The sequence below is a fragment of the Oxalobacteraceae sp. CFBP 8761 genome, assembly GCA_014841595.1.
Taxonomy (GTDB): domain Bacteria; phylum Pseudomonadota; class Gammaproteobacteria; order Burkholderiales; family Burkholderiaceae_D; genus Telluria.
The window spans coordinates 134,089-155,161 of the sequence record JACYUE010000002.1 but is presented as its reverse complement, the minus strand read 5'-3'; the positions used below and the strand labels follow the sequence as shown (position 1 = coordinate 155,161).

Sequence of the window (21,073 nt, the reverse complement as noted above, 5' to 3'; positions counted from 1 at the left end):
CATGCACCGCCAAATCCTGAAAAAGCTGCACGCTGCCCTGCGACTGTCAGTTAGCATGCAGCGTGCCCCATTCGACAATCGTGACGACGCCATGAACCTTTTCGGCGTGGCGGGGTATCTACCGTAGAAGAACGAGAGGATGTGGGTGGAACGAGGATTTGACGCCAGGCCGGCCGTGGCGCGCACGGAGCAGGATGAAGCGGGACTCGTCGAGCGTATCGCAGCCGGCGACCGGCGCGCCTTCGAAACGCTGTACCGGGCCTACCACCCGCGGCTGGTGCGCTTCCTGCAGCGCATGACGCGCAGCACGCCACTGATCGAGGAAATCGTCAACGACACGCTGCTGGTGGTCTGGCGCAAGGCGGCGACGTTCAATGGCAGCAGCAAGGTCTCGACGTGGATTTTTGCCATTGCCTACCGGCGTGCCTGCAAAAGCCTGCAGGCGCTGGACGAGCCGGTCGATGCCGGCATCGATGAACGCGAAGGCATCGAGGCCGACCGGCCCGACTGGCAACTGACGCAACTGCAGCTGACCGGTGCCGTGCATGCGGCGCTGGCCCAATTGCCGCTGGCGCAGCGTACTGCGTTCCAGCTGACTTTTTATCATGACATGAGTTACACAGAGATTGCCGAGATCATGGAGTGCCCAGTGAACACCATCAAAACCCGCCTGTTCCATGCCCGCAAGCGCCTGGCCGTGCTGCTGGAAGGCCAGATCGGGGTGCGGTCATGACCCACCTGCCTGATCGCGCGGGGGCGCACCGCGAGGCGCAGGACCTGCTGCCCTGGCTGGCCAACGGTCGCCTCGACGGTGCGGAGCTGCGGCGCGTCCAGGCGCACCTCGATACCTGCGTCACATGCCGCGCCGATTTTGATGCGCTTTACACACTGCAGGATGTCGCCGACCTGCCGCCGCCAGACCTGGACGTGGACAAGGCGTTCGCGCGCCTGCTGCCGCAGCTCGATGCGGTGGCGCCGGCGGATGCGGCGCCCGTCATCCCCGGCTGGCGCACGCGCCTTGCCGCGAATGACGGGCGCTGGCTGCGCGCCGCCGTGGGCCTGCAGTTCTGCGCCATTGTCGTGCTGGGCGCGCTGCTGCTGCGCCCGTCCGGCGACACGCAGATGGCGGCGCAGGTGGCGGTGCAGGACGACGCCTACCGCGTGCTCGGCGCCGAGGCCGGCGCCGACAGCATCGTCGCGGTGACCTTCAAACCGGACACGCCGGAACATGAACTGCGCCGCATCGTGACGGCCAGCGGCGCGCGCATCGTCGGCGGCCCGACGGTCACGGGCGCGTGGATGCTGGGCAGCGCGCAAGCACCGGCCGACGTCGCGGCGCGCCTGCGCACCGAATCGGCCGTCACGCTGGCCGAGCCGCTCGGCGTTCAGGCCGGCCCATGAACCGCCTGCTCGCATGGGCGGCGCTGCTTGCCGCCCTGCTCGGCCTGGCGGGCACGCCGGCGCACGCACAGGACCATGCGGACCCGCTGTTGCAAGCCGCGCGGCGCCAGGTGCTCGTGATGCTGCGCCTGCCGGCCCAGCACTTTCGCCCCGATGCGTCGTACGGCGGCGGTTACCTGAAGGATGGCGGCAGCGCCGCGCGCCGCCGCGTGGCGAATGACATCGCCGCTGCCCATGGTCTGCGCCTGCTCGACAGCTGGCCGATGCCGGCCATCGGCGTCGACTGCTTCGTGATGGAAGAATCCGATGACGCCCCGATCGAGCGCGTGGTGGCCGCGCTGTCGCACGATGCACGCGTGGCATGGGCCCAGCCGCTGGCCGATTTCCAGGCACAGGACGGCGGCGATCCGCTCTACCCGCTGCAGCCGGCGGGCCACGACTGGCACCTGACCGACCTGCACCGCGTCAGCACGGGGCGCAACGTGAGCGTCGCCGTGATCGACAGCGGTGTCGATGCCGACCACCCCGACCTGGCCGGACGCATCAGGGTGCGCCGCAACTTCGTCGACGACACCGGCGATGTCGCCGAGGTCCATGGCACGGCAGTCGCTGGCATCATCGGCGCACTGGCTGGCAATGGCGCGGGCATCGCCGGCGTGGCGCCGGGAGTCAAACTGATGGCCCTGCGCGCCTGCTGGGAAACCGGTGCGCGACCCGCGCGCTGCAACAGCCTCACGCTCGGCAAGGCAATCAACTATGCGCTTGAAAACGGCGCCCGGATCATCAACCTGAGCCTGGCCGGGCCAGCCGACCGCCTGCTGCAAGCGTTGCTGCAGGCGGCGCTCGCGCGCGGCGTGATCGTGGTGGCGGCGGCCGACCCGCGCCTGCCCGATGGCGGCTTCCCGGCTGCGCTGCCAGGCGTGATCGGGGTCGCGCGGCCGGGCGACCAGCACCTGGCGTCATCAACGCTGGTGTACGCACCCGGCACCGACATCCCGACCTGCGCGCCGGGCCGTCGCTGGCACATGGTGTCCGGTTCGTCGTACGCGGCGGCGCACGTGGCTGGCCTCGCGGCGCTGCTGGCCGAGCGCCAGCCGGGCACGGTCGCACAGACGCTGCGGCGCCAGGCGGACGGCGCCATGACAGCGCGGACGGGTGGTAACATTGACGCATGTGCCGCCCTGTCACGGGCAGCTGACACCTGCGTCTGCCTATGTACTTCGACCGTCGCCACGGCACCATCCTCCTTGCGCTTGCGCTGACCCTGCCGCCGTACAAGGACGCATGGGCCCAGACCAGTGGCGACCTGACGCTGGTCTCTGAGTATGCCGGCCGCGGCGTCGCGTTGTACACGCGCCCTGCGCTGCAATTGCGGCTCGAGCACGACACCGCCGCAGGCTGGTACGGCGGCGCCTTCGCGGCGCCCGTCACGCTGGACAATCGCACGCAGGGCCAGCTGACTGCCTATGCCGGCAGGGCCCGCAGGCTGACGTCGACGCTGTCATGGGATGCGGGCATCACGCGCAACACCTATCTGCGCGATGGCCGCCGCAATTACCACGAGTTCTATGCCGGCGTAGCGCTGCAGCGCGCCAGCGTGCGCCTGTTCTACTCGCCCGCCTACTATGGCGAGGGGCGCAGCGTCTACCTCGACCTGAGCGGCGCCTATCCCCTTTCCGACACAGTGCGCCTGGCCGCCCACGTCGGTGTGCTGCATCCGTTCGCCTATGACGGCGTCGCGGCCAGGGACAGCGCCGACGTGCGCATTGCGCTCGTAACCGACGTTGGCGATGTCACGCTGCAGGCCGGCTGGCAGGCACGCTGGCGGACTTACCTGCCTGACTTCCCGAAGCCACGTGCATTCACGGCCAGCGCCAGCTACCATTTCTGACACGTCCCCGCTTATCCGCATCGCCTGAAAAAAATTTGTTGATCTTCATTGAACCCTGGCCGCGCGCCAGGGTATTAACGGTTCAGAACACCAGCGCATCGGGCGCCACGTTCCGACAATGGAGAACAGCATGAAAAATTGGATGGTGGCTTGCAGCATGGGCCTGTTGATGACTGCGCACGCTGCGTACGCAGCAGATTCGGCCGGCTGCGAGAGCGGCGGCTTCACGGTACTGGGCAAACGCGGCGCGCAAACGGTGTCGGTCGCGCCGGGCGCCGTGACATCGGTGTTTCGGGTACAGGGCCGCTACGTCCAGTTCGATGTCGATGCCGCCTCGTTCGGCATCCTCAATTACACGCTGACCGGCGCTGCCAACAAGGAAGACATCACGGGTGGCAAGGCAACGCCCGTCTTCGACAGCAAGATGCCCGACCACCGGGGCCTGGTCCTGAACGGCGCCGTCAGCGTCGAATTGAGCAGTTCGGCCGATATCGTGCTGACCCGCAGCGGGCCGGGCGTCACGATGAAGATCCAGGCCAAGGATTGCGCCACCGGCGGCCTGTTCCAGATGGAAGTCGAGCGCAGCGACGAAACCAAGACGGTGTTTACGCACAAGCTGGCGCAAAGCGCCTTCTACTTCGACAACCGCAATTTCCGTAACCGCGAAGGCGATACCGTGCCCTTCAAGGACACCACGCTGACCGTCACGCCGCGCATCAATTTTGGCAACGACTATGCGGCGAAATTCGTCGGCCGCGACAGCCCGCAGTTCGCCGACCGCATCGCCGAACCGCTGTGCACGAACAATATCGTCACCCGCACGGGCGGCGTGGCCAGGGTCCAGCATTGCGGCGGCGTGTCGCAGTGGTCCGTCGCCAGCGGCGGACGCATGGGTCAGGTGATGGGCGAGGATGCCGTCGAAGTGGCGCCACCAGCCACCACCTGCACGCACAAGTGCCAGGCACGGAACCGCACCCGCGGCGGCGCCGTTGTCCTGGGCGCGCCGTTCCCGGTCGCCGAAGCCGACCGCCTCAAGCCGCGCCAGGCGCAATAACCGTCAGACAGACGGGATAAAAAAAGGGCTGGCGTCGATCGCCAGCCCTTTTTTGCGTCAAGCCGCGCAGAAACTGCGTCAGCCGTTGTTGACCACCAGGCGCGGTTCACCGGATGCCGACAGGCGCGCGCGGATCGATGCCGCGATGCCCTTGGCGTCCAGGCCCACCGACGACAGCAGCGCCACCGGATCGCCCTGGTCGATGAAGGTGTCCGGCAAGCCCAGATTGAGCACCGGCTTGGCGATGCCGGCGGCGGCCATCGCTTCCATCACGGCAGCGCCCGCGCCACCCATGATGCAGCCCTCTTCCACCGTCACGATCAGGTCGTGGTCCTGCGCCAGGCGCTTGACCAGGTCGACGTCCAGCGGTTTCACGAAACGCATGTTCGCGACCGTCGCATCGAGTTCGTCGCCGGCCAGGATGCTGTGCGAGACCATCGAACCGAACGCCAGGATCGCGATGTTCTTGCCGCTGCGGCGCACTTCGCCCTTGCCGATCTCGATCGAGTTCAAGGCCTCGACGATTGGCGTGCCGACACCGGCACCGCGCGGATAGCGCACGGCCGCCGGGCCCGGATAGTGGTAAGCCGTGGTGAGCATCTGGCGGCATTCGTTTTCGTCCGACGCGGCCATGACGACCATGTTCGGGATGCAGCGCAGGTAGGCCAGATCGTAGTTGCCGGCGTGGGTCGCGCCATCGGCGCCAACCAGGCCCGCGCGGTCCAGCGCGAAGGTCACGTCGAGGTTCTGCAGCGCCACGTCGTGGATCAGCTGATCGTAACCGCGCTGCAGGAACGTCGAGTAGATCGCCAGCACGGGCTTGACGCCTTCTGTGGCCATGCCGGCCGCGAAGGTCACCGAATGCTGCTCGGCGATGCCGACGTCGAAGTAGCGCTGCGGGTATTCCTGGTGGAAGCGGACCATGCCCGAGCCTTCGCGCATTGCCGGCGTGATGCCGACCAGGCGCTGGTCGGCCGCTGCCATGTCGCACAGCCAGTTGCCAAAGACTTCGGTGTAGGTGATCTTGCCCGGCGCGGTGGCCGGCTTGATGCCTTCGAGGTGATTGAACTTGCCGGTGCCGTGGTACAGGATCGGCTCGGCCTCGGCCAGCTTGTAGCCCTGGCCCTTCTTGGTCACCACGTGCAGGAACTGCGGGCCCTTGAGCTTCTTGATGTTTTCCAGCGTCGGGATCAGGGATTCGAGGTCATGACCGTCGATCGGGCCGATGTAATTGAAGCCGAATTCCTCGAACATCGTGGCCGGAACCACCATGCCCTTCGCATGTTCTTCGAGCTTGCGCGCCAGGTCGAGCACGGGGGCCGGCAGCACGCTCTTGCCGACGTTCTTGGCAGCGGCGTAGAACTGGCCCGACAGCAGGCGCGCCAGGTAGCGATTGAGCGCGCCGACCGGCGGCGAGATCGACATGTCGTTGTCGTTCAGGATGACCAGCAGGTTCACGTCGTCTTCGACGCCTGCATTGTTCAGCGCCTCGAACGCCATGCCGGCGGTCATGGAGCCGTCGCCAATGACGGCGATGGCGTGGCGGTCTTCACCCTTGATCTTGGCGGCTGCGGCCATGCCGAGCGCGGCCGAGATCGAGGTCGACGAGTGGGCGGTACCGAACGTGTCGTACTCGCTTTCGTCGCGCTTCGGGAAGCCCGACAGGCCGTTTAACTGGCGCAGCGACGGCATGCGGCCGCGACGACCCGTGAGGATCTTGTGGGAATAGGTCTGGTGGCCGACGTCCCAGACGATGCGGTCGCGCGGCGTGTCGTACACGTAGTGCAGCGCGATGGTCAGTTCGACCGTGCCCAGGTTGGACGACAGGTGGCCGCCTGTTTTCGAAACCGACTCGAGCAGGAACTGGCGCAGCTCCTTGGCCAGTGGCGTGAGCTGGGTGCGCGGCAGCTTGCGCAGGTCGGACGGGTCGTTGATATTGTCTAGCAGGTTCATTTAGGCCTTCCGCTGCACGATCAGGTCTGCCAGTTCACGCAGCCGCTGTGCTTGTTCTCCGAATGGCGCCAGCGCGTCATGCGCGTCACGCCGCAATTGCTCTGCCAGGTCGCGCGAAGGCGCCAGGCCGAGGATCGACACATAGGTCGGCTTGTTGTCGGCCGCATCCTTGCCGGCGGTCTTGCCCAGCGTGGCCGAATCGGCGGTCGCATCAAGTACATCGTCGACCACCTGGAACGCCAGGCCAACTGCGGCCGAATAGGCGTTCAGGGCCTCGACTTCGAGTGGCGTCAGGTCGCGGCCCGCGAGCGCGCCAAGCAGCACCGACACGCGCAGCATGGCGCCCGTTTTCAACTGGTGCATGCGTTCGAGTTCGTCGCGCGTCAGGGCCAGGCCCACGCTGTCGAGATCGATTGCCTGGCCGCCGCACATGCCGTTCGAGCCGGCAGCCTGGGCCAGCAGGCGCACCATCGTCAACAGGCGCGCCGGCGGCACGGTGGCGCATTCGGCCAGCACCGTGAAGGCCTGCGCCTGCAGCGTGTCGCCCACCAGCAGCGCGGTCGCTTCGTCGTAGGCCACGTGCACCGTCGGCTTGCCACGGCGCAGCGCGTCGTCGTCCATGCACGGCATGTCGTCGTGCACGAGCGAATACACGTGGATCATTTCGACGGCGCTGGCCACCCGCGCGAGCGCGGCCGGGTCGGCGTCGAACAGCGCGCCGGCGGCGTACGCCAGCAGCGGGCGTACGCGCTTGCCGCCGCCCAGCGTCGTGTAGCGCATTGCTTCGTGCAGCTTGTGCGGCACCTGGGTGGCCGCTGGCAGGAACGCGTCGAGCGCACCCTCGACGTCGTGCTGGACCTGGCGGGTCCAGTCGGCGAACGCCAGCGCGCTCATTGCACGCCCTCGTCGTCGCCCGAGAACGGCTTGAGCATGTCGCCTTCAAGTACCTTGACCTGCGACTCGACTTTCTCGAGCTGCCCTGCGCAGTACTTGACGAGTTCGGAGCCGCGCGCATACGCCGCGACCGAGGCGTCCAGCGGCAAGGCGCCGGACTCCATCTGTGTCACGAGCTGGGCCAGTTCGGCCATCGCCCCTTCGAAGGATTCGGGTGGCGCCGCCCCTGCTGCTGCGCTGCCCGCTGTCATATTCTTTGCCATAGGTCGGTATCGTAAGGGCGTCCAGTTGTGCGCCGTGGGTCAATCCAATCGCGTATTTTAGATCAATCCCACACCACGGGGGGCGCACATTGCACCATTCGCAACATGCAGCCCCGTCCATCGATTGGGCCACGCCCTCCCTCATCATGAAAATCATGCCACGAAGGCAATTTCCCCACCAGCGCGCACAACAGCCGCGCGCCGGACCGAGACGGTAGAGCTCGTTCCGAAGTATAATCGCCGGTTCTGTCCGAAATACCGTATTCCTTTACTTAAATACTGGTCTTTGGATTCTTTCTCTTCTTTGGATGCTTATTTAAGGGGGGTTGGGATGTCCGATCTGGCTACCCACGCCAAGCTGGCGCGATCCAACGCGCAGCTTCCGGTAACTGTGTATTTTGACGAGGCGCTGCTCAAACAAGAGATGCAGCAGCTGTTCGTGAATGGCCCGCGCTACGTCGGCCATGAATTGATGGTGCCCGAAACGGGCGACTTCGCCACGCTCGCTGCCGAGCACGAAGGCCGTATGCTGGTGCGTAACGCCAATGGCATCGAGGTGTTGTCCAACGTCTGCCGTCATCGCCAGGCGCTCATGTTCAATGGGCGCGGCAATGCGACGAACATCGTCTGCCCGCTGCACCGCTGGACCTATGACCTGAAGGGTGAACTGATCGGCGCGCCGCATTTTGCCGATACCCCGTGCCTGAACCTGTCGAAGACGCCGCTCCAGAACTGGAACGGGCTGCTGTTCGAGCAGAACGGCTACAACGTGATGGACAAGCTCGGCCAGCTGTCGGTGACCAAAGACCTCGATTTTTCGGGCTACATGCTCGACCACGTCGAAGTGCACCAGTGCGACTACAACTGGAAGACCTTCATCGAGGTCTACCTCGAGGATTACCACGTCGAACCGTTCCACCCGGGCCTGGGCAACTTCGTCTCGTGCGATGACCTGAAATGGGAGTTCGGCCAGGATTACAGCGTGCAGACCGTGGGCGTGAACCGCGCACTGCAAAAGGCCGGTTCGCCTGCCTATAAACGCTGGCAGGAGCAGATCCTCAAGTTCAACAACGGCGCGCCGCCGAAATACGGCGCGATCTGGCTCACGCTCTACCCGAACATCATGGTCGAGTGGTATCCGCACGTGCTGGTGGTGTCGACGCTGTGGCCCGATGGCCCGGACAAGACGCGCAACGTGGTCGAGTTCTACTACCCCGAAGAGATCGTGCTGTTCGAGCGCGAGTTCGTCGAGGCAGAACGCGCCGCGTACATGGAAACGGCGGTCGAGGACGATGAAATCGGCCTGCGCATGGACGCCGGCCGCAAGATCCTGGTGGCGCGCGGCGTCAACGAGGTCGGTCCCTACCAGTCGCCCATGGAAGACGGCATGCAGCACTTCCATGAGTGGTATCGCAGCAAGATGGCGCTCTAGCCGTGTCGTGACACGCAGCGCTGCGGAGGGTGTGGCCAGTCGGCTGCCCCTCCTTTTTTTATTGGGAATACCATGGCTTCACTCTGGATGCTGTTCGCCAGCTTCGCGTTCGCCGCGATGGGCGCGGGCGTCAAGCTCGCCTCCGAGTTCTACTCCACGTCCGAACTGCTGATGTACCGGGGCCTGATCGGCACCGTCATCCTGCTGGCGATGGTGCGCCACCGTGGCGGCACGTTCAGGACGCCGTTCGCCAAATCGCACCTGATCCGCAGCTTCGTCGGCGTGACCGCCCTGTGGATGTGGTTCTTCGCCATCGGCCGCCTGCCGCTGGCCACGGCCATGACGCTGAACTACATGGCCCCGATCTGGATCGCGGCCTGGATGTTCGCGCTGGGCTGGTGGACCCGCACCAAGCACGCCGAATGGCCGCTGGTCATCGCCATCGGCATGAGCTTCTTTGGCGTGACGATGGTGCTGCAGCCGGCGATCGAAAGCCGGCAGTGGCTCGGCGCACTGGCTGGCGTATGTTCATCGGTGGTGTCGGCGGCAGCGTATATGCAGGTGCGCAAACTGGGTCTGCTGGGCGAACCCGAATACCGCGTCGTGTTCTTCTTTTCGCTCACCACCGCGGTCGTGGGCCTGCTGGCCACGCTGGCCGGCGACGGACCACAGGGCGCCGTGTTCCACGCGCATACGCCATACAGCCTGCTGCTGCTGGCCGGGATCGGCGGCGCAGCGCTGATGGCGCAGATGGCGATGACCCGCGCCTACCGCGTCGGTAAGGTGCTGGTGGTGGCCAACCTGCAGTACACCGGCATCGTGTTCTCGTGCCTGTGGGGTCTGCTGCTGTGGGGCGACACGTTCGACTGGCATGTCTGGCTGGGCGTGGGCGTGATCCTGGTGTCGGGCGTGGCCGCAACGTTCTACAATACCCGCAAGACGGCGCGCGGCGCCGTCGTCAAGGACACCGATCCGATCGCCAGCGAAACGTAAAGGAACCGTCATGCACCAGACCCTGATTTCTGCCGCCGACCTGGCCGCGCACATCGACGACCCGGCCTGGGTCGTCGTCGATTGCCGCCACGACCTGATGAACCTGGCCGCCGGCCGTGGCGCTTACGCGAGCGGCCACCTGCCAGGCGCGGTGTTTGCCGATATCGAGACGGTGCTGTCGGGTGCAAAGAACGGCGCCGACGGCGTGTTCCTGGGCCGGCATCCGCTGCCCGACCGGGAAGTGCTGGCCGAAGCCCTGCGCGACTTCGGCATCGACGACACCACGCAGGTGGTGGCGTATGACGCACACGGCGGCATGTTCGCGGCGCGCCTGTGGTGGCTGCTGCGCTGGCTGGGGCACGAGGCGGTGGCGGTACTCGATGGCGGGCTGGCCGCGTGGGAGGCTGCCGGGCAGCCGTTGACGACCGAGGTGCGCACCAGGCCGCGCGGTTCGTTCAGCGTGAGGACGCCGTTCGTGCCGACCGTGACGGTGCGTGAGGTGCTGGACAATCTGGAAAGCGGCAAACGGATCGTGATCGATGCACGCGCGGCCGACCGCTATCGGGGCGAAAACGAGACCATCGATCCGGTGGGCGGCCATATTCCGGGCGCGAAGAACCGCTTCTTCAAGGACAACCTGGGGCCTGACGGGCGTTTCAAGGATGCCGCGCAGCTGCGCGAGGAATTCAGTGTGCTGATTGACGACCCTGCCGCAGCCATCATGCAGTGCGGCTCCGGCGTAACCGCCTGCCACAATCTGCTGGCACTGGAAGTGGCAGGCTTGCCGGGCGCGGCGTTGTATCCGGGGTCGTGGAGCGAGTGGGTCGGCGATCCCGCGCGGCCGGTGGCCAAAGGCGCGGCATAATTCTCAACCGTCGACGCGTGGACGGCAGAGCCGTCCACCCTACGCCATGCGCATCATGCTGACATCAGAACGCGTGCAACGCGAAGACGATCGCCACGCCCAGCCCGATCAGCACCACCTGCGGGATCGACTCGCGCAACGTCGAGCGCCGCTGCATCTGCGGCATCAGGTCGCTGACCGCAATATAGATGAACCCTGACGACGCAAACACCAGCACGTACGGAATCAGGCCGCTGGCCCGGTCCAGCGTGTAATACCCCAGCAAGCCCCCCGCCACCGCCATCAGACTGCACAGCAGGTTGAACACATAGGCGCGCAGTCGCGAGAAACCGGCATTGAGCAGCACGATGAAGTCGCCGATCTCCTGCGGGATTTCATGGGCGACGATCGCCAGCGCGGTGACGATTCCCAGCTCCGGATTGGCCAGGAAGGCTGCCGCGATCAGGATGCCGTCGGTGAAATTGTGCATGCCGTCGCCGAGCAGGATCATCCAGCCGGCCTTGCCCGCTTCACGCGCATCGTGCCCGTGCGCGTGGTGGTGGCCGTCGCCTTCGTGGTGGTGCGAGTGGCGCAGCAGGGCCACCTTCTCCAGCAGGAAGAACGCCAGCAGGCCGCCCAGCAGCGTGGCGAACAGGCTGCGGGTATCGGCGCCCGAATCGAATGCTTCAGGCAGCGCGTGCAGCAGCGATGTGGCCAGCATGATGCCGACCGACAGGCTGACCATCTTTTCCACCACTTTCGACAGCAGGGCAAACGAGAAAATGGCAGCCCCGGAGATGCTGACGACGCCGGCGACGAGCGTCGCGAGCAGGATCGAGCGCAGGGTCGGGTCGATGAATGGGGCTGAAAACGGGTCGATTTGAAGGCCTCTTGTTCTGTACGTGCGACGAGCCGCAAACCGGGCATTGTACCGCTCCCGGCCTGCCCTCGTCCAAGGCGGCGCTTGCTACATCAGGCGACGCCGTATTTGGCAAACCACGCCAGCGCGCGGTTCCAGCCATCCTGCGCGTCCGCCGCGTTGTACATCGGGCGGTAGTCGGCATGGAAGGCGTGGCCCGACTCCGGATAGACGTGGATCGTCGAGCGGCTGTTGCCCTTGTCGAGCGCAGCCTGCATGCGCTGGACCGATTCGACCGGGATACCGGTGTCCTTCGCGCCATACAGGCCCAGTACCGGCACTTTCAGGTTCTGAGCAAAATCGATCGGGTGCTTGGGCGACGTGGCGGTCGCTTCGCCCACCAGGCGGCCGTACCAGGCGACGCCCGCCTTGACCTTGAGGTTATGCGCTGCGTACAGCCACGTGATGCGCCCGCCCCAGCAAAAACCGGTGATGCCCAGTTTCTCGGTATCGCCGCCGCGCTGCTTGGCCCATGCGACCACGCGGTCGAGGTCCGACATCACCTGAGCATCGGGAGTTTTTGAGACGATGTTCTTCATCAGCTCGGCCGTGCTCGGGGCCTTGGTCGCGTCGCCCTGGCGCACGAACAGGTCGGGCGCGATCGCCATATAGCCCTGCTTGGCGAAGCGGCGCACCACGTCCTTGATGTATTCGTGCACACCGAAGATCTCGGAGATCACCAGGATCACCGGCACGCCCGTCTTGCCCTTGGGCTGGGCGCGATAGACCGGCACGTCCTGGCCGTCGATGACGAGGATGGTGTCGCCGGCGTCAAGGCCGTCGGTATCGGTCTGGATCTGGGTCTGCGCCATGACTGGCAGCGCGCTGGCGGCAAAACCGGTGCCGATGGCGGCCCGGATGAAGTCGCGGCGGCCGACGCCATCGGTGTATGCGCTCGCGCCGAGCAGACTGCCGGCGTCGTTGACGAGGTCTTTCATGGTCATCCCTTCGATCAGTGGTGGACAGGCTTGCGAGTTTAGCATCGCCTGCACCGGGCGCGCACGGTGCTACGTGTGCGCAGGCACCACTTCATCGAGGATTGCGTACAGCTTATGCATGTCGACCGGCTTGACCAGATGGTGGTTGAAGCCGGCGGCCGCAGTGCGCGCGCGATCCTGCTCCTGGCCGTAGCCGGTGATCGCCACCAGCACCGCGCGCTGCGCATTGGCGCGGGCGCGCAGGCGCCGTGCCAGTTCGATGCCATCGAGGTCGGGCAGGCCGATATCGAGCAGGTACACATGCGGCGCCGCGTGCTCGGCCGCGGCCAGCGCCGGCAACGCGGCATGCTCGACGCGCACCTCGTGCCCGTTCGATTCGAGCAGCAGCGCAAGCATCGTCGCCGCGTCCACGTTGTCGTCCACCACCATGATGCGAAGATGGTCCGACGGTGCCGGCGCGCTCACCGGGCCGGCGGCCGGAGTGCCTGCGGCCGCGACCTCACTGTCCAGGCGCGGCAGGCACACCGTAAAGGTGCTGCCCTTGCCCTGCCCCGCGCTCTCACAGGCGACGCTGCCATGATGCAGGCCGACCAGGCTTTTCACCAGCGCCAGGCCCAGCCCCAGCCCGCCCAGCGACCGGTCGGACGAGCGCTCGGCCTGCGAAAACAGCTCGAACGCCCGCGCGACCAGTTCGGGCGCCATGCCGATGCCGTCGTCGGCTACCCGCAGCAGCACGTGCGTGGCGCGCACTTCGGTGCTCAAGGTGATGTGGCCACCTTCGGGCGTGTACTTTGCCGCATTGCTGAGCAGGTTGGCCAGCACCTGCACCAGGCGTTTGTGATCGCCTTCGACCAGCGGCGCTTGCGGCGGCAATTCGAGCGCCAGGTGATGGCGGCGGGCGTGGATCAGGGGCGTGACCTGCTCGATCGCGTCGTTCACGATATGCCGGATGTCCAGGCGCTCGGTGTGCAGCGCCACCAGGCCGCGCGTGACGCGCGAGACGTCGAGCAGATCGTCGACGAGGCTCGTCATGTGGCGCACCTGGCGCCCGATGACCTGGCTGGTCTTGCGCACCTGCGCTTCATCGAGCCGCGCCCGTTGCAGCAGGTCGGCGGCCGCGCCGATGGGTGCGAGCGGATTGCGCAGCTCGTGCGCCAGCATCGCCAGGAATTCATCCTTGCGCCGGTCGGCGGCAGTGAGCTGCTCTTGCGCTTCACGGCGCTCGGTGACATCGCGGAAGAAGAACGCGATGCCGCCATCGAGCGATCGGTGGGTGCGGGTTTCGATCCATGCCTGGCGCCCGTCCGGCATGCGGTGGGCCAGCTCGAGAATCCCCGGGGCGCCGGTGCTCATCACGCGCTGGAACACCGCGTCGGCCGGGGTAGCGCGCAGTTCGGGCCAGACTTCCCAGTGGTTATGGCCGATGACATCTTCGGCGCGGCGCTGGGTCAGGCGCAGGCCTTCGGCGTTCATGCGCAGGATGTTCCAGTTTTTGTCCAGCACCGCGAAGCCCTCGCCCATGCTGTCGAAGATGCTCTGGCTCTGGTCGCGTTCACGGCGCAGCGCGGCGTGCGCGCGCGCCGCTTCGACCGCCGACCAGGTGCGCTCGGCGGTCTCCTGCGCCATCCGTATCTCTGCCTCGCGCCAGCGGCGCGCCGTGGCATTCTGCACCGTCAGCACGACCCGCATCTTGCCGGCCTTGATGTACGGGACCAGCAGGTCGGCGCCGACGCCGATCTGCGCATAGATGCCGGTATTGCCCGCAGTGCGGCTGTCCTGCGCGACATCATGGTTGACGACGATCTGGCCGGCGCGCAGCGCGGCGATCATCGGCGGGCCGAAATCGTCCATGACCATGACCTTGCCGGCCAGGCTCGCCACGCCCTGGGCGGTCCAGTCGCGCACGATCGCAACGGTGCCGGCGGCGTTGTCGATCTGCGCATACAGCACGCGCGACGCCTGCAGGGCGCGGCCCAGCAGCTCGCAGGCTGCCTCGGTCACATCATCGGGGTCGGCGAGCTGACGGATGCGGTCGGCCAGGGCAAGCTGGAAGGTCTGGTTCTCACGGACCTCTTCGAGCTGCTGGACTTTTTCGAACAGCGCCTGCGCCGCATGATAGGCCTCGGTGACATCGCTGCCCTGGGCAAAGATGCCCGTCACGTGCCCGTCGTGGCCGAAGATCGGCTGGCACAGCAGATCGACGTAGCGGTGTTCCAGCCGGCTGTCGGGCCGGCGCTGCAGCGAGATCAATGAATCGCGCAGCACGACCGGCTTGCCGCTGGCGAAGACGCCATCGAATACGCGGCGCACGCCCTGCGCCGCCAGCTCGGGCAGCGCGTCGAGCAAGGGTTTGCCGATCAGCTCCCGGCGCCCCACCAGCTGGTAATACGCTTCGTTGGCCATCTCGAAGACATGATCTGGGCCGGTAAGCACCGCGATGAAGCTCGGCGCCTGGTTGAATATCGTCTGCAACTGGCTGCGCTCCAGGTTCAGGATGCGCGTCATCGCCTCGTGCATCTGCGGCCGGTTCATCTGCGGCATGTCGGGCACCGCATGCGCGCCCTGCCTGAGATTGTACGCACCGGTGGCGGCATCGAAGCGGTACAGATCCGTGACATCGATGGCGTTTTGCGCCACGAACGCGACTTCGCCGGCGGCATCGAACACCGGCGTGTGAATCGCGCTCCAGCAACGCTCGCCGAACACGTGCCCGCCGGGCGTCTCGCGCGGTACCGCATACCGCAGCAGCGCGCTGGTGTGCGGCTGCTTCGTCGCAAAAGCTTGTTCGATCGATCGGCGTACCTCGTCGACATTGGTCGATGCGGGGTCGTTCGGATCGGCCGGAAACGCCTCGAAGATATGCTGGCCGACGATCTGCTGCGCCGTGCGACCGGTCGATTCCAGATACGCGGGATTTGCACCGATGATGGTGAAATCCCGGTTGATGAGCAGGTAAGGATACGGCGAGGCCGCGAACAGTGCCGCGTAGTCAGGTTGCGTAAACATCACTTATTCTCACATATAAATTGCGAGAAAAATACGCGTTCTGTAACGGATTTTGTGGGTCAACGCGTGGACAGCGTAGCCGTCCACCCCACGGTTCAGTGTGCCTTTTCCCAGTTTTCGCCGACGCCCGTTTCGGCCACCAGCGGCACCTTCAGCGTTGCCACGCCGGCCATCAGTTCGGGCAGCTTCACGCGCACCAGTTCCAGTTCAGCCTGCGGCACCTCGAGCACCAGTTCATCGTGCACCTGCATGATCATGCGCGTGGCCAGCTGTTCGGTTTCGAGCCAGCCCTGCACGGCGATCATCGCCAGCTTGATCAGGTCGGCTGCCGTGCCCTGCATCGGCGCATTGATCGCCGCACGTTCGGCGCCGGCGCGGCGCGGGCCGTTCGGCGAATTAATCTCGGGCAGCCACAGGCGGCGGCCAAACACCGTTTCGACATAGCCGCGTGCCTTGGCCTGCAGGCGCGTCTCGTCCATGTACTGCTTTACGCCCGAGAAGCGCGCGAAATAGCGTTCAATATAATTGGCGGCAGCGCCCCGTTCGATATTCAGGTTGGCCGCCAGGCCAAAGGCGCTCATGCCGTAGATCAGGCCAAAGTTGATGACCTTGGCATAGCGGCGCTGCTCGCTCTGCACGTCCGCGGGCGGAATGCCGAAGATCTCGGCGGCCGTCGCGCGGTGGATGTCTTCGCCATCGGCAAAGGCCTTGAGCATTGCCGCGTCGCCCGAGATATGCGCCATGATGCGCAGTTCGATCTGCGAATAGTCGGCCGAGACGATCACGCTGCCCGGCGGCGCGATGAAGGCTTCGCGGATACGGCGCCCTTCGGCGTTGCGCACCGGGATGTTCTGCAGGTTCGGCTCATTGGACGACAGGCGCCCCGTAATTGCCACCGCCTGCGAGTAATTGGTGTGCACACGCCCCGTGCTGGCGTTGACCATCTTCGGCAGCTTGTCGGTATAGGTCGACTTCAGCTTGGACATGCCGCGGTGCTCGAGCAGGATCTTCGGCAGCGGATAATCCTCGGCCAGCTTTTGCAGCACTTCTTCGTCGGTCGACGCCGCCCCGGTGGCGGTCTTCTTGATCACCGGCAGGCCGAGTTTGACGAAGAAGATCTCGCCAATTTGCTTTGGCGAACCCAGGTTGAACGGGCCGCCGGCCAGCTCGTACGCCTGCTGCTCGAGTTCGAGCATGCGCTTGCCCAGTTCGTTCGATTGCACGCCCAGCAGGTCGCTGTCGATCAGCACGCCGTTGCGCTCGATCTTGTGCAGCACTTCCATCGTCGGCATCTCGATGTCGCGGTAGATGTACGTCAGGCCCTTGTCGGCTTCGACGTGCGGCAGCATCGACCCGTGCAGGCGCAGCGTGATGTCGGAATCCTCGGCCGCGTACTCGGTGGCGCGGCCCAGTTCGACCTGGTCGAAGCAGATCTGGTTGACGCCCTTGCCGCACACATCCACGAACGGAATCGTCGTGTAGCCCAGGTGGCGCATGGCCATCGTGTCCATGTCGTGCGGCTTGTGCGACTCGAACACATACGACTGCAGCAGCGTGTCGTGCACGATGCCCTTCAGGTCGATGCCATGGTTGGCGAAGATGTGCATGTCGTACTTGAGGTTCTGGCCGAGCTTGGGCTTGGCCGGATTTTCCAGCCAGGCGCGCATCTTTTCCAGCACGTGTTCGCGCTCGAGCTGGTCAGGCGCGCCGGCGTAGCGGTGCGCCAGCGGGATGTAGGCGCCCTTGCCCGGTTCGACCGACAGCGAAATGCCGACCATCTGCGCCGTCATCGGATCGAGCGATGTGGTTTCGGTGTCGACCGACGTCAAGGTGGCCGCGTCGATCAGCGCCAGCCACGTGTCGAGCTGCGCGTCAGTCAGAATCGTTTCGTACTCGCCCTTGATGACCGGCATGCCATCGAGCGTCGCCTGCGCGCCTTCCGGCGAATTGAGCGGACCGCCGCCCGGCGCGCTGCCAGCGGCAGGGCGCACACTGCCGTCGCCGGCTTTGGCACCGCCCAGGTCGCGCAGCATCGTCTTGAAGCCGTAGCGGCTGAAGAATTCGCGCAGCGCGTCGGCATTTTCGGGCCGGCCCACCAGCGTTTCTTCGAACGACACCACGTGCTTGACCAGGTCGCAGTCGGTTTTCACGGTGATGAGTTCGCGGCCTTTCGGCAGCCAGTCGAGCGCCGCGCGCAGGTTATCGCCCACGGCGCCGCCGATACTGCCGGCGTTTTCCATCACGCCATCGAGCGAGCCGTGCAGCGTGAGCCACTTGACCGCTGTTTTCGGACCGCACTTGGGCACGCCTGGCACGTTGTCGACGGTGTCGCCGACGAGCGTCAGGTAATCGATGATGCGGTTCGGTGGCACGCCGAACTTGGCCAGCACGCCGGCGTCGTCCAGGCGCTCGTTGCTCATCGTGTTGATCAGCATGACCTTGTCGTTGACGAGCTGGGCCAGATCCTTGTCACCGGTGGAGACGACCGTCTTCATGCCGCGCGCGGTGGCCTGCACGGCCAGCGTGCCGATCACGTCATCGGCCTCGACACCCTCGACCATCAGGATCGGCCAGCCCATGAGCCGCACCACTTCGTGGATCGGCTCGATCTGCTTGCCCAGGTCTTCCGGCATCGACGCGCGCGTGGCCTTGTACTCGGGATACAGGTCGTCGCGGAAGGTCTTGCCCTTGGCATCGAACACGCAGGCAATGTAGGCGGCCGGGAAATCGGCACGCAGGCGGCGCAGCATATTGACCATGCCGTGCATGGCGCCGGTCGGGAAGCCGTCCGGGCTCCTCAGGTCGGGCAATGCATGGAAGGCGCGGTAGAGATAGCTGGAACCGTCGACGAGCAGAAGGGTATTGTCCATAGGGGGCGAAAATCAGGTAAGCATGCGGCGTCAGGGTGGCGCCAGGGTCGCTGCCATTATCGCAGAATCCGCATGATGAGCAGCGCCCGCTCCAGCGCCTCAATTCCTCGCAGCAATCATGGGATGTGGCACACGTTTCACAGGGAGGCGGTACTGTTTGCTACAATGGACTAAACGACATTAGGTGACCATCATGCTGCGCTCGACACCCCGCTTTGCCCTCCTGACGCTGTGCCTGTTCGCCCACGCGGGCCTGGCATCGGCGCAGCCGACCACACCACCGCAAACGCAGACCCAGCCGGCGCCACGCGCCACGACGCCAGCCCAGCCAGCGCAGCAGCAGCGTCCAAGCGACGCGCCGCCGCAGCTCGAGCGCATCGAGCCGGGCAGCGACGTACCGGCCACGACGATCCCGCCGCGCAAAGGCACGGTCATTACCGAGAAACGCGGCAATGACGGCAAGATCAACGAAGTCGAAGTGCAGGCCGGCCCAAGCCGCTACACCATGAAGCCCAACGTTGCACCGGGAAATGCCCAACCAGGCGATATCTCGGGCAGCAGCATCCGCGCCCCACAATGGCAAGTGATGGAATTTGATTTTGGCAATCCCAAGAAGCAGAACACCGACGAGCAGCCAGCTGCCGCAGCGCCAGCCCGTGCTGGTGCCGCCGGGACCGTCCCGGCGCGCGCCGATGTGCCGCCGCCACCTGCGCTCGAGCCGACCACCAAACAATGATCCCGCCTGCCGCGTTCGCGCGGCAGTCTCCGGCCATCGTCCACTTCTCTTTCTTGCTAGCTCATGGCAGTTTTCACCGCGGTCTCACTGGATGACCTTCACCAGTGGATCAAGCAGTTCCCCCTCGGCCAGGCCGTCGGGCTTGAAGGCATTTCCTCCGGCATCGACAACAGCAATTTCTTCTTGAATACTCAGCACGGTACGCAGTCCGGTCCGCAGTCCGGTCACTACGTGCTGACGATTTTCGAGAACCTGCGCTTCGATCAGCTCCCCTTCTATGTCAACCTGATGCGCCACCTGGCCGGGCGCGGCATTCCCGTGCCGGCGCCGGTGCCCAACAACGATGGCGAGCTGATCGTGAGCCTGCACGGCAAGCCGGCGATCATTGTCAGCCGCCTGAATGGCAGCTCGCAGCTTGCTCCCCAGCCCGTGCACTGCGCCGAAGTGGGCCGCATGCTGGCGCGGATGCATCTGGCGGCGCAGGACTTTGCTCTGCAGCAGCCTAACCTGCGCGGTATTGACTGGTGGACGGCGACCGCACCCGAGGTGGCGCCGCTCCTGAGCGAGACCGAAGCCACGCTGCTGCGGGACGAGGTCGCGTACCAGGCCACATTCGCCGCAAGCGCCACCTATGCCAACCTGACCCGCGGCCCGGTGCACGCCGACCTGTTTCGCAATAACGTGATGTTCGAGGGCGAGCGCCTGAGCGGCTGCTTCGACTTTTACTTTGCCGGCATCGACACCTGGCTGTACGACGTGGCCGTCACCGTCAACGACTGGTGCGTCGACCTGGCCACGGGCGAGCTGGACGAAGCACGCGTGCGCGCCCTGCTCGACGCTTACCACGCGGTGCGCCCGTTCACCGACGACGAGCGCGATGCCTGGCAACCGCTGTTGCGCGCGGGCGCACTACGCTTCTGGCTGTCACGCCTGTATGATCTGCACCTTCCCCGCGCGGCCGAACTGTTGACGCCGCACGACCCTACCCATTTCGAACGTATTCTGCGCGAGCGCATTGCGCACCCCGCGCCGGGCTTGCCCACCACTGTCATTACATGAACAAACTACCTGCATCTACCGGCTGGACCTGGCTCAAAAATGGCGCCCTGCTGTTTCGTCAACAACCGGCCGCGCTGACCACGCTGCTGTTCGCCAATATCCTGGTCAGTATTCTGATCAGCGCCGTGCCGGTGCTGGGCGCGATGGTGGCGGTGGTGCTGATTCCCTCGTTCTCGATGGCGTTCATGATGGCGTGCTCGATGATCGAAAACGGCCAGCGCGTCACGCCGGCCGTGGCGCTGACAGGTTTTCGCAAGCCGGTGCTGCGTGAGCTGTGCAAGGTCGGCATCGTCTATCTGGGCGTGTCGCTGATCCTGACGCTGATCACGCGCTTTGCCGTGCAGCCGGATTTCTGGGAACAGGTGCAGGCCCAGAGCACGGAAGGCACCCCGGCCGTGCTGGCAGGCCAGGACGTGCTGGCGATGTTCCTGATTTTTGCGCTCGACGCGGTGGCGCTGATTTCGCTGTGCTTTGCTGCGCCGCTGACCTATTGGCAGAAAATGCCGCCGTTCAAGGCCGTGTTCTACAGCTTTTTTGCCGTCAAGCGCAGCGCCGGCATTTTCATCGTGATGCTGCTGGCGTGGTTCGGCATCTTCTTTACCGTGTGCATGGTGATCGCCGTCATCCTGGGCGGCAGCAGCATCGCGCGCGTGGTGATCATGTGGGTGATCTTCCTGTTCATCCTGCTGCTGCAGTGCGCGCTGTATGTGGGCTATCGCGAGATCTTCGGCAAGCCACCGGCAGAGCCCGGCAACAAGGTCAGCCTCGACAAGCAGCAGTAATCAACGTTCTACCGACGTTGGCGGCAGCGCCGCCAACG

Annotated in this window: 18 protein-coding genes; 11 read left to right on the top strand and 7 right to left on the bottom strand. The window is 65.5% G+C overall.

What is annotated here, in order from left to right; translation table 11 throughout:
• Window positions 1–139: 139 nt before the first annotated feature.
• The 5 genes from IFU00_13110 (at window position 140) to IFU00_13090 (ending at window position 4,346) form a co-directional block, all read left to right on the top strand.
• The gene (locus tag IFU00_13110) at window positions 140–733 is read left to right on the top strand and encodes a sigma-70 family RNA polymerase sigma factor (protein MBD8543217.1); all 594 of its coding nucleotides are present in this window, start codon (window positions 140–142) and stop codon (window positions 731–733) included.
• Window positions 730–1,401, top strand: a complete 672-nt coding sequence (locus IFU00_13105) for a zf-HC2 domain-containing protein (protein MBD8543216.1) — start codon at window positions 730–732, stop codon at window positions 1,399–1,401. Before IFU00_13110 ends, IFU00_13105 begins: the two co-directional genes overlap by 4 nt.
• Entirely contained in the window at window positions 1,398–2,663 is a 1,266-nt protein-coding gene (locus IFU00_13100) for a S8 family serine peptidase (GenBank protein ID MBD8543215.1), read from the top strand. The genes IFU00_13105 and IFU00_13100 overlap by 4 nt, the downstream gene beginning before the upstream one ends.
• Window positions 2,615–3,292: a hypothetical protein gene (locus IFU00_13095; protein MBD8543214.1), complete on the top strand. Its 678-nt coding sequence runs from the start codon at window positions 2,615–2,617 to the stop codon at window positions 3,290–3,292. The genes IFU00_13100 and IFU00_13095 overlap by 49 nt, the downstream gene beginning before the upstream one ends.
• A 256-nt stretch (window positions 3,293–3,548) precedes the next feature.
• Entirely contained in the window at window positions 3,549–4,346 is a 798-nt protein-coding gene (locus IFU00_13090; protein ID MBD8543213.1) for a hypothetical protein, read from the top strand.
• A 78-nt stretch (window positions 4,347–4,424) separates the two neighbouring features.
• Here the strand turns inward: IFU00_13090 and dxs are convergent, their stop codons facing one another.
• Genes dxs through IFU00_13075 form a run of 3 tightly spaced genes read right to left on the bottom strand, consistent with a single transcriptional unit; the run spans window position 4,425 to window position 7,444 of the window.
• A complete protein-coding gene (dxs, locus tag IFU00_13085; GenBank protein MBD8543212.1) occupies window positions 4,425–6,299 on the bottom strand; it encodes a 1-deoxy-D-xylulose-5-phosphate synthase in 1,875 nt (624 codons plus the stop codon).
• Entirely contained in the window at window positions 6,300–7,193 is an 894-nt protein-coding gene (locus IFU00_13080) for a polyprenyl synthetase family protein (protein MBD8543211.1), read from the bottom strand.
• Window positions 7,190–7,444: an exodeoxyribonuclease VII small subunit gene (locus IFU00_13075; GenBank protein ID MBD8543210.1), complete on the bottom strand. Its 255-nt coding sequence runs from the start codon at window positions 7,442–7,444 to the stop codon at window positions 7,190–7,192. The genes IFU00_13080 and IFU00_13075 overlap by 4 nt, the downstream gene beginning before the upstream one ends.
• Before the next feature lie 343 nt (window positions 7,445–7,787).
• Between IFU00_13075 and IFU00_13070 the strand changes: the two genes are divergently transcribed.
• The 3 genes from IFU00_13070 to IFU00_13060 all read left to right on the top strand — a co-directional run bounded on the left by IFU00_13070 (window position 7,788) and on the right by IFU00_13060 (window position 10,746).
• Window positions 7,788–8,888, top strand: a complete 1,101-nt coding sequence (locus tag IFU00_13070) for an aromatic ring-hydroxylating dioxygenase subunit alpha (GenBank protein ID MBD8543209.1) — start codon at window positions 7,788–7,790, stop codon at window positions 8,886–8,888.
• A gap of 72 nt (window positions 8,889–8,960) precedes the next feature.
• On the top strand, window positions 8,961–9,881 hold the full coding sequence (locus IFU00_13065; GenBank protein MBD8543208.1) for a DMT family transporter: 921 nt from the start codon (window positions 8,961–8,963) through the stop codon (window positions 9,879–9,881).
• Window positions 9,882–9,891: 10 nt separating this feature from the next.
• Window positions 9,892–10,746 (top strand): sulfurtransferase, encoded by an 855-nt coding sequence (locus IFU00_13060; GenBank protein MBD8543207.1) that lies wholly within the window; start codon window positions 9,892–9,894, stop codon window positions 10,744–10,746.
• 64 nt (window positions 10,747–10,810) lie between these two features.
• On the opposite strand, the gene IFU00_13055 is transcribed toward IFU00_13060, so the two are convergent.
• From IFU00_13055 to polA, 4 genes are all read right to left on the bottom strand, one after another.
• The gene (locus IFU00_13055) at window positions 10,811–11,581 is read right to left on the bottom strand and encodes a ZIP family metal transporter (GenBank protein ID MBD8543206.1); all 771 of its coding nucleotides are present in this window, start codon (window positions 11,579–11,581) and stop codon (window positions 10,811–10,813) included.
• Window positions 11,582–11,697: 116 nt separating this feature from the next.
• Window positions 11,698–12,582: a dienelactone hydrolase family protein gene (locus IFU00_13050; GenBank protein ID MBD8543205.1), complete on the bottom strand. Its 885-nt coding sequence runs from the start codon at window positions 12,580–12,582 to the stop codon at window positions 11,698–11,700.
• Between the two features lie 69 nt (window positions 12,583–12,651).
• Window positions 12,652–15,588, bottom strand: a complete 2,937-nt coding sequence (locus IFU00_13045; protein MBD8543204.1) for a PAS domain-containing protein — start codon at window positions 15,586–15,588, stop codon at window positions 12,652–12,654.
• 95 nt (window positions 15,589–15,683) lie between these two features.
• Complete coding sequence (gene polA, locus IFU00_13040) at window positions 15,684–18,458, bottom strand: DNA polymerase I (protein ID MBD8543203.1); 2,775 nt, start codon at window positions 18,456–18,458, stop codon at window positions 15,684–15,686.
• A 193-nt stretch (window positions 18,459–18,651) separates the two neighbouring features.
• On the opposite strand from polA, the gene IFU00_13035 reads away from it, so the two are divergent.
• The 3 genes from IFU00_13035 (at window position 18,652) to IFU00_13025 (ending at window position 21,035) form a co-directional block, all read left to right on the top strand.
• Window positions 18,652–19,194 carry a hypothetical protein gene (locus IFU00_13035; protein MBD8543202.1) on the top strand — a complete coding sequence of 181 codons (543 nt, stop codon included), beginning with the start codon at window positions 18,652–18,654 and terminating at the stop codon, window positions 19,192–19,194.
• A gap of 63 nt (window positions 19,195–19,257) precedes the next feature.
• On the top strand, window positions 19,258–20,253 hold the full coding sequence (locus tag IFU00_13030; protein MBD8543201.1) for a homoserine kinase: 996 nt from the start codon (window positions 19,258–19,260) through the stop codon (window positions 20,251–20,253).
• Complete coding sequence (locus IFU00_13025) at window positions 20,250–21,035, top strand: hypothetical protein (GenBank protein MBD8543200.1); 786 nt, start codon at window positions 20,250–20,252, stop codon at window positions 21,033–21,035. The genes IFU00_13030 and IFU00_13025 overlap by 4 nt, the downstream gene beginning before the upstream one ends.
• Window positions 21,036–21,073 lie beyond the last annotated feature (38 nt).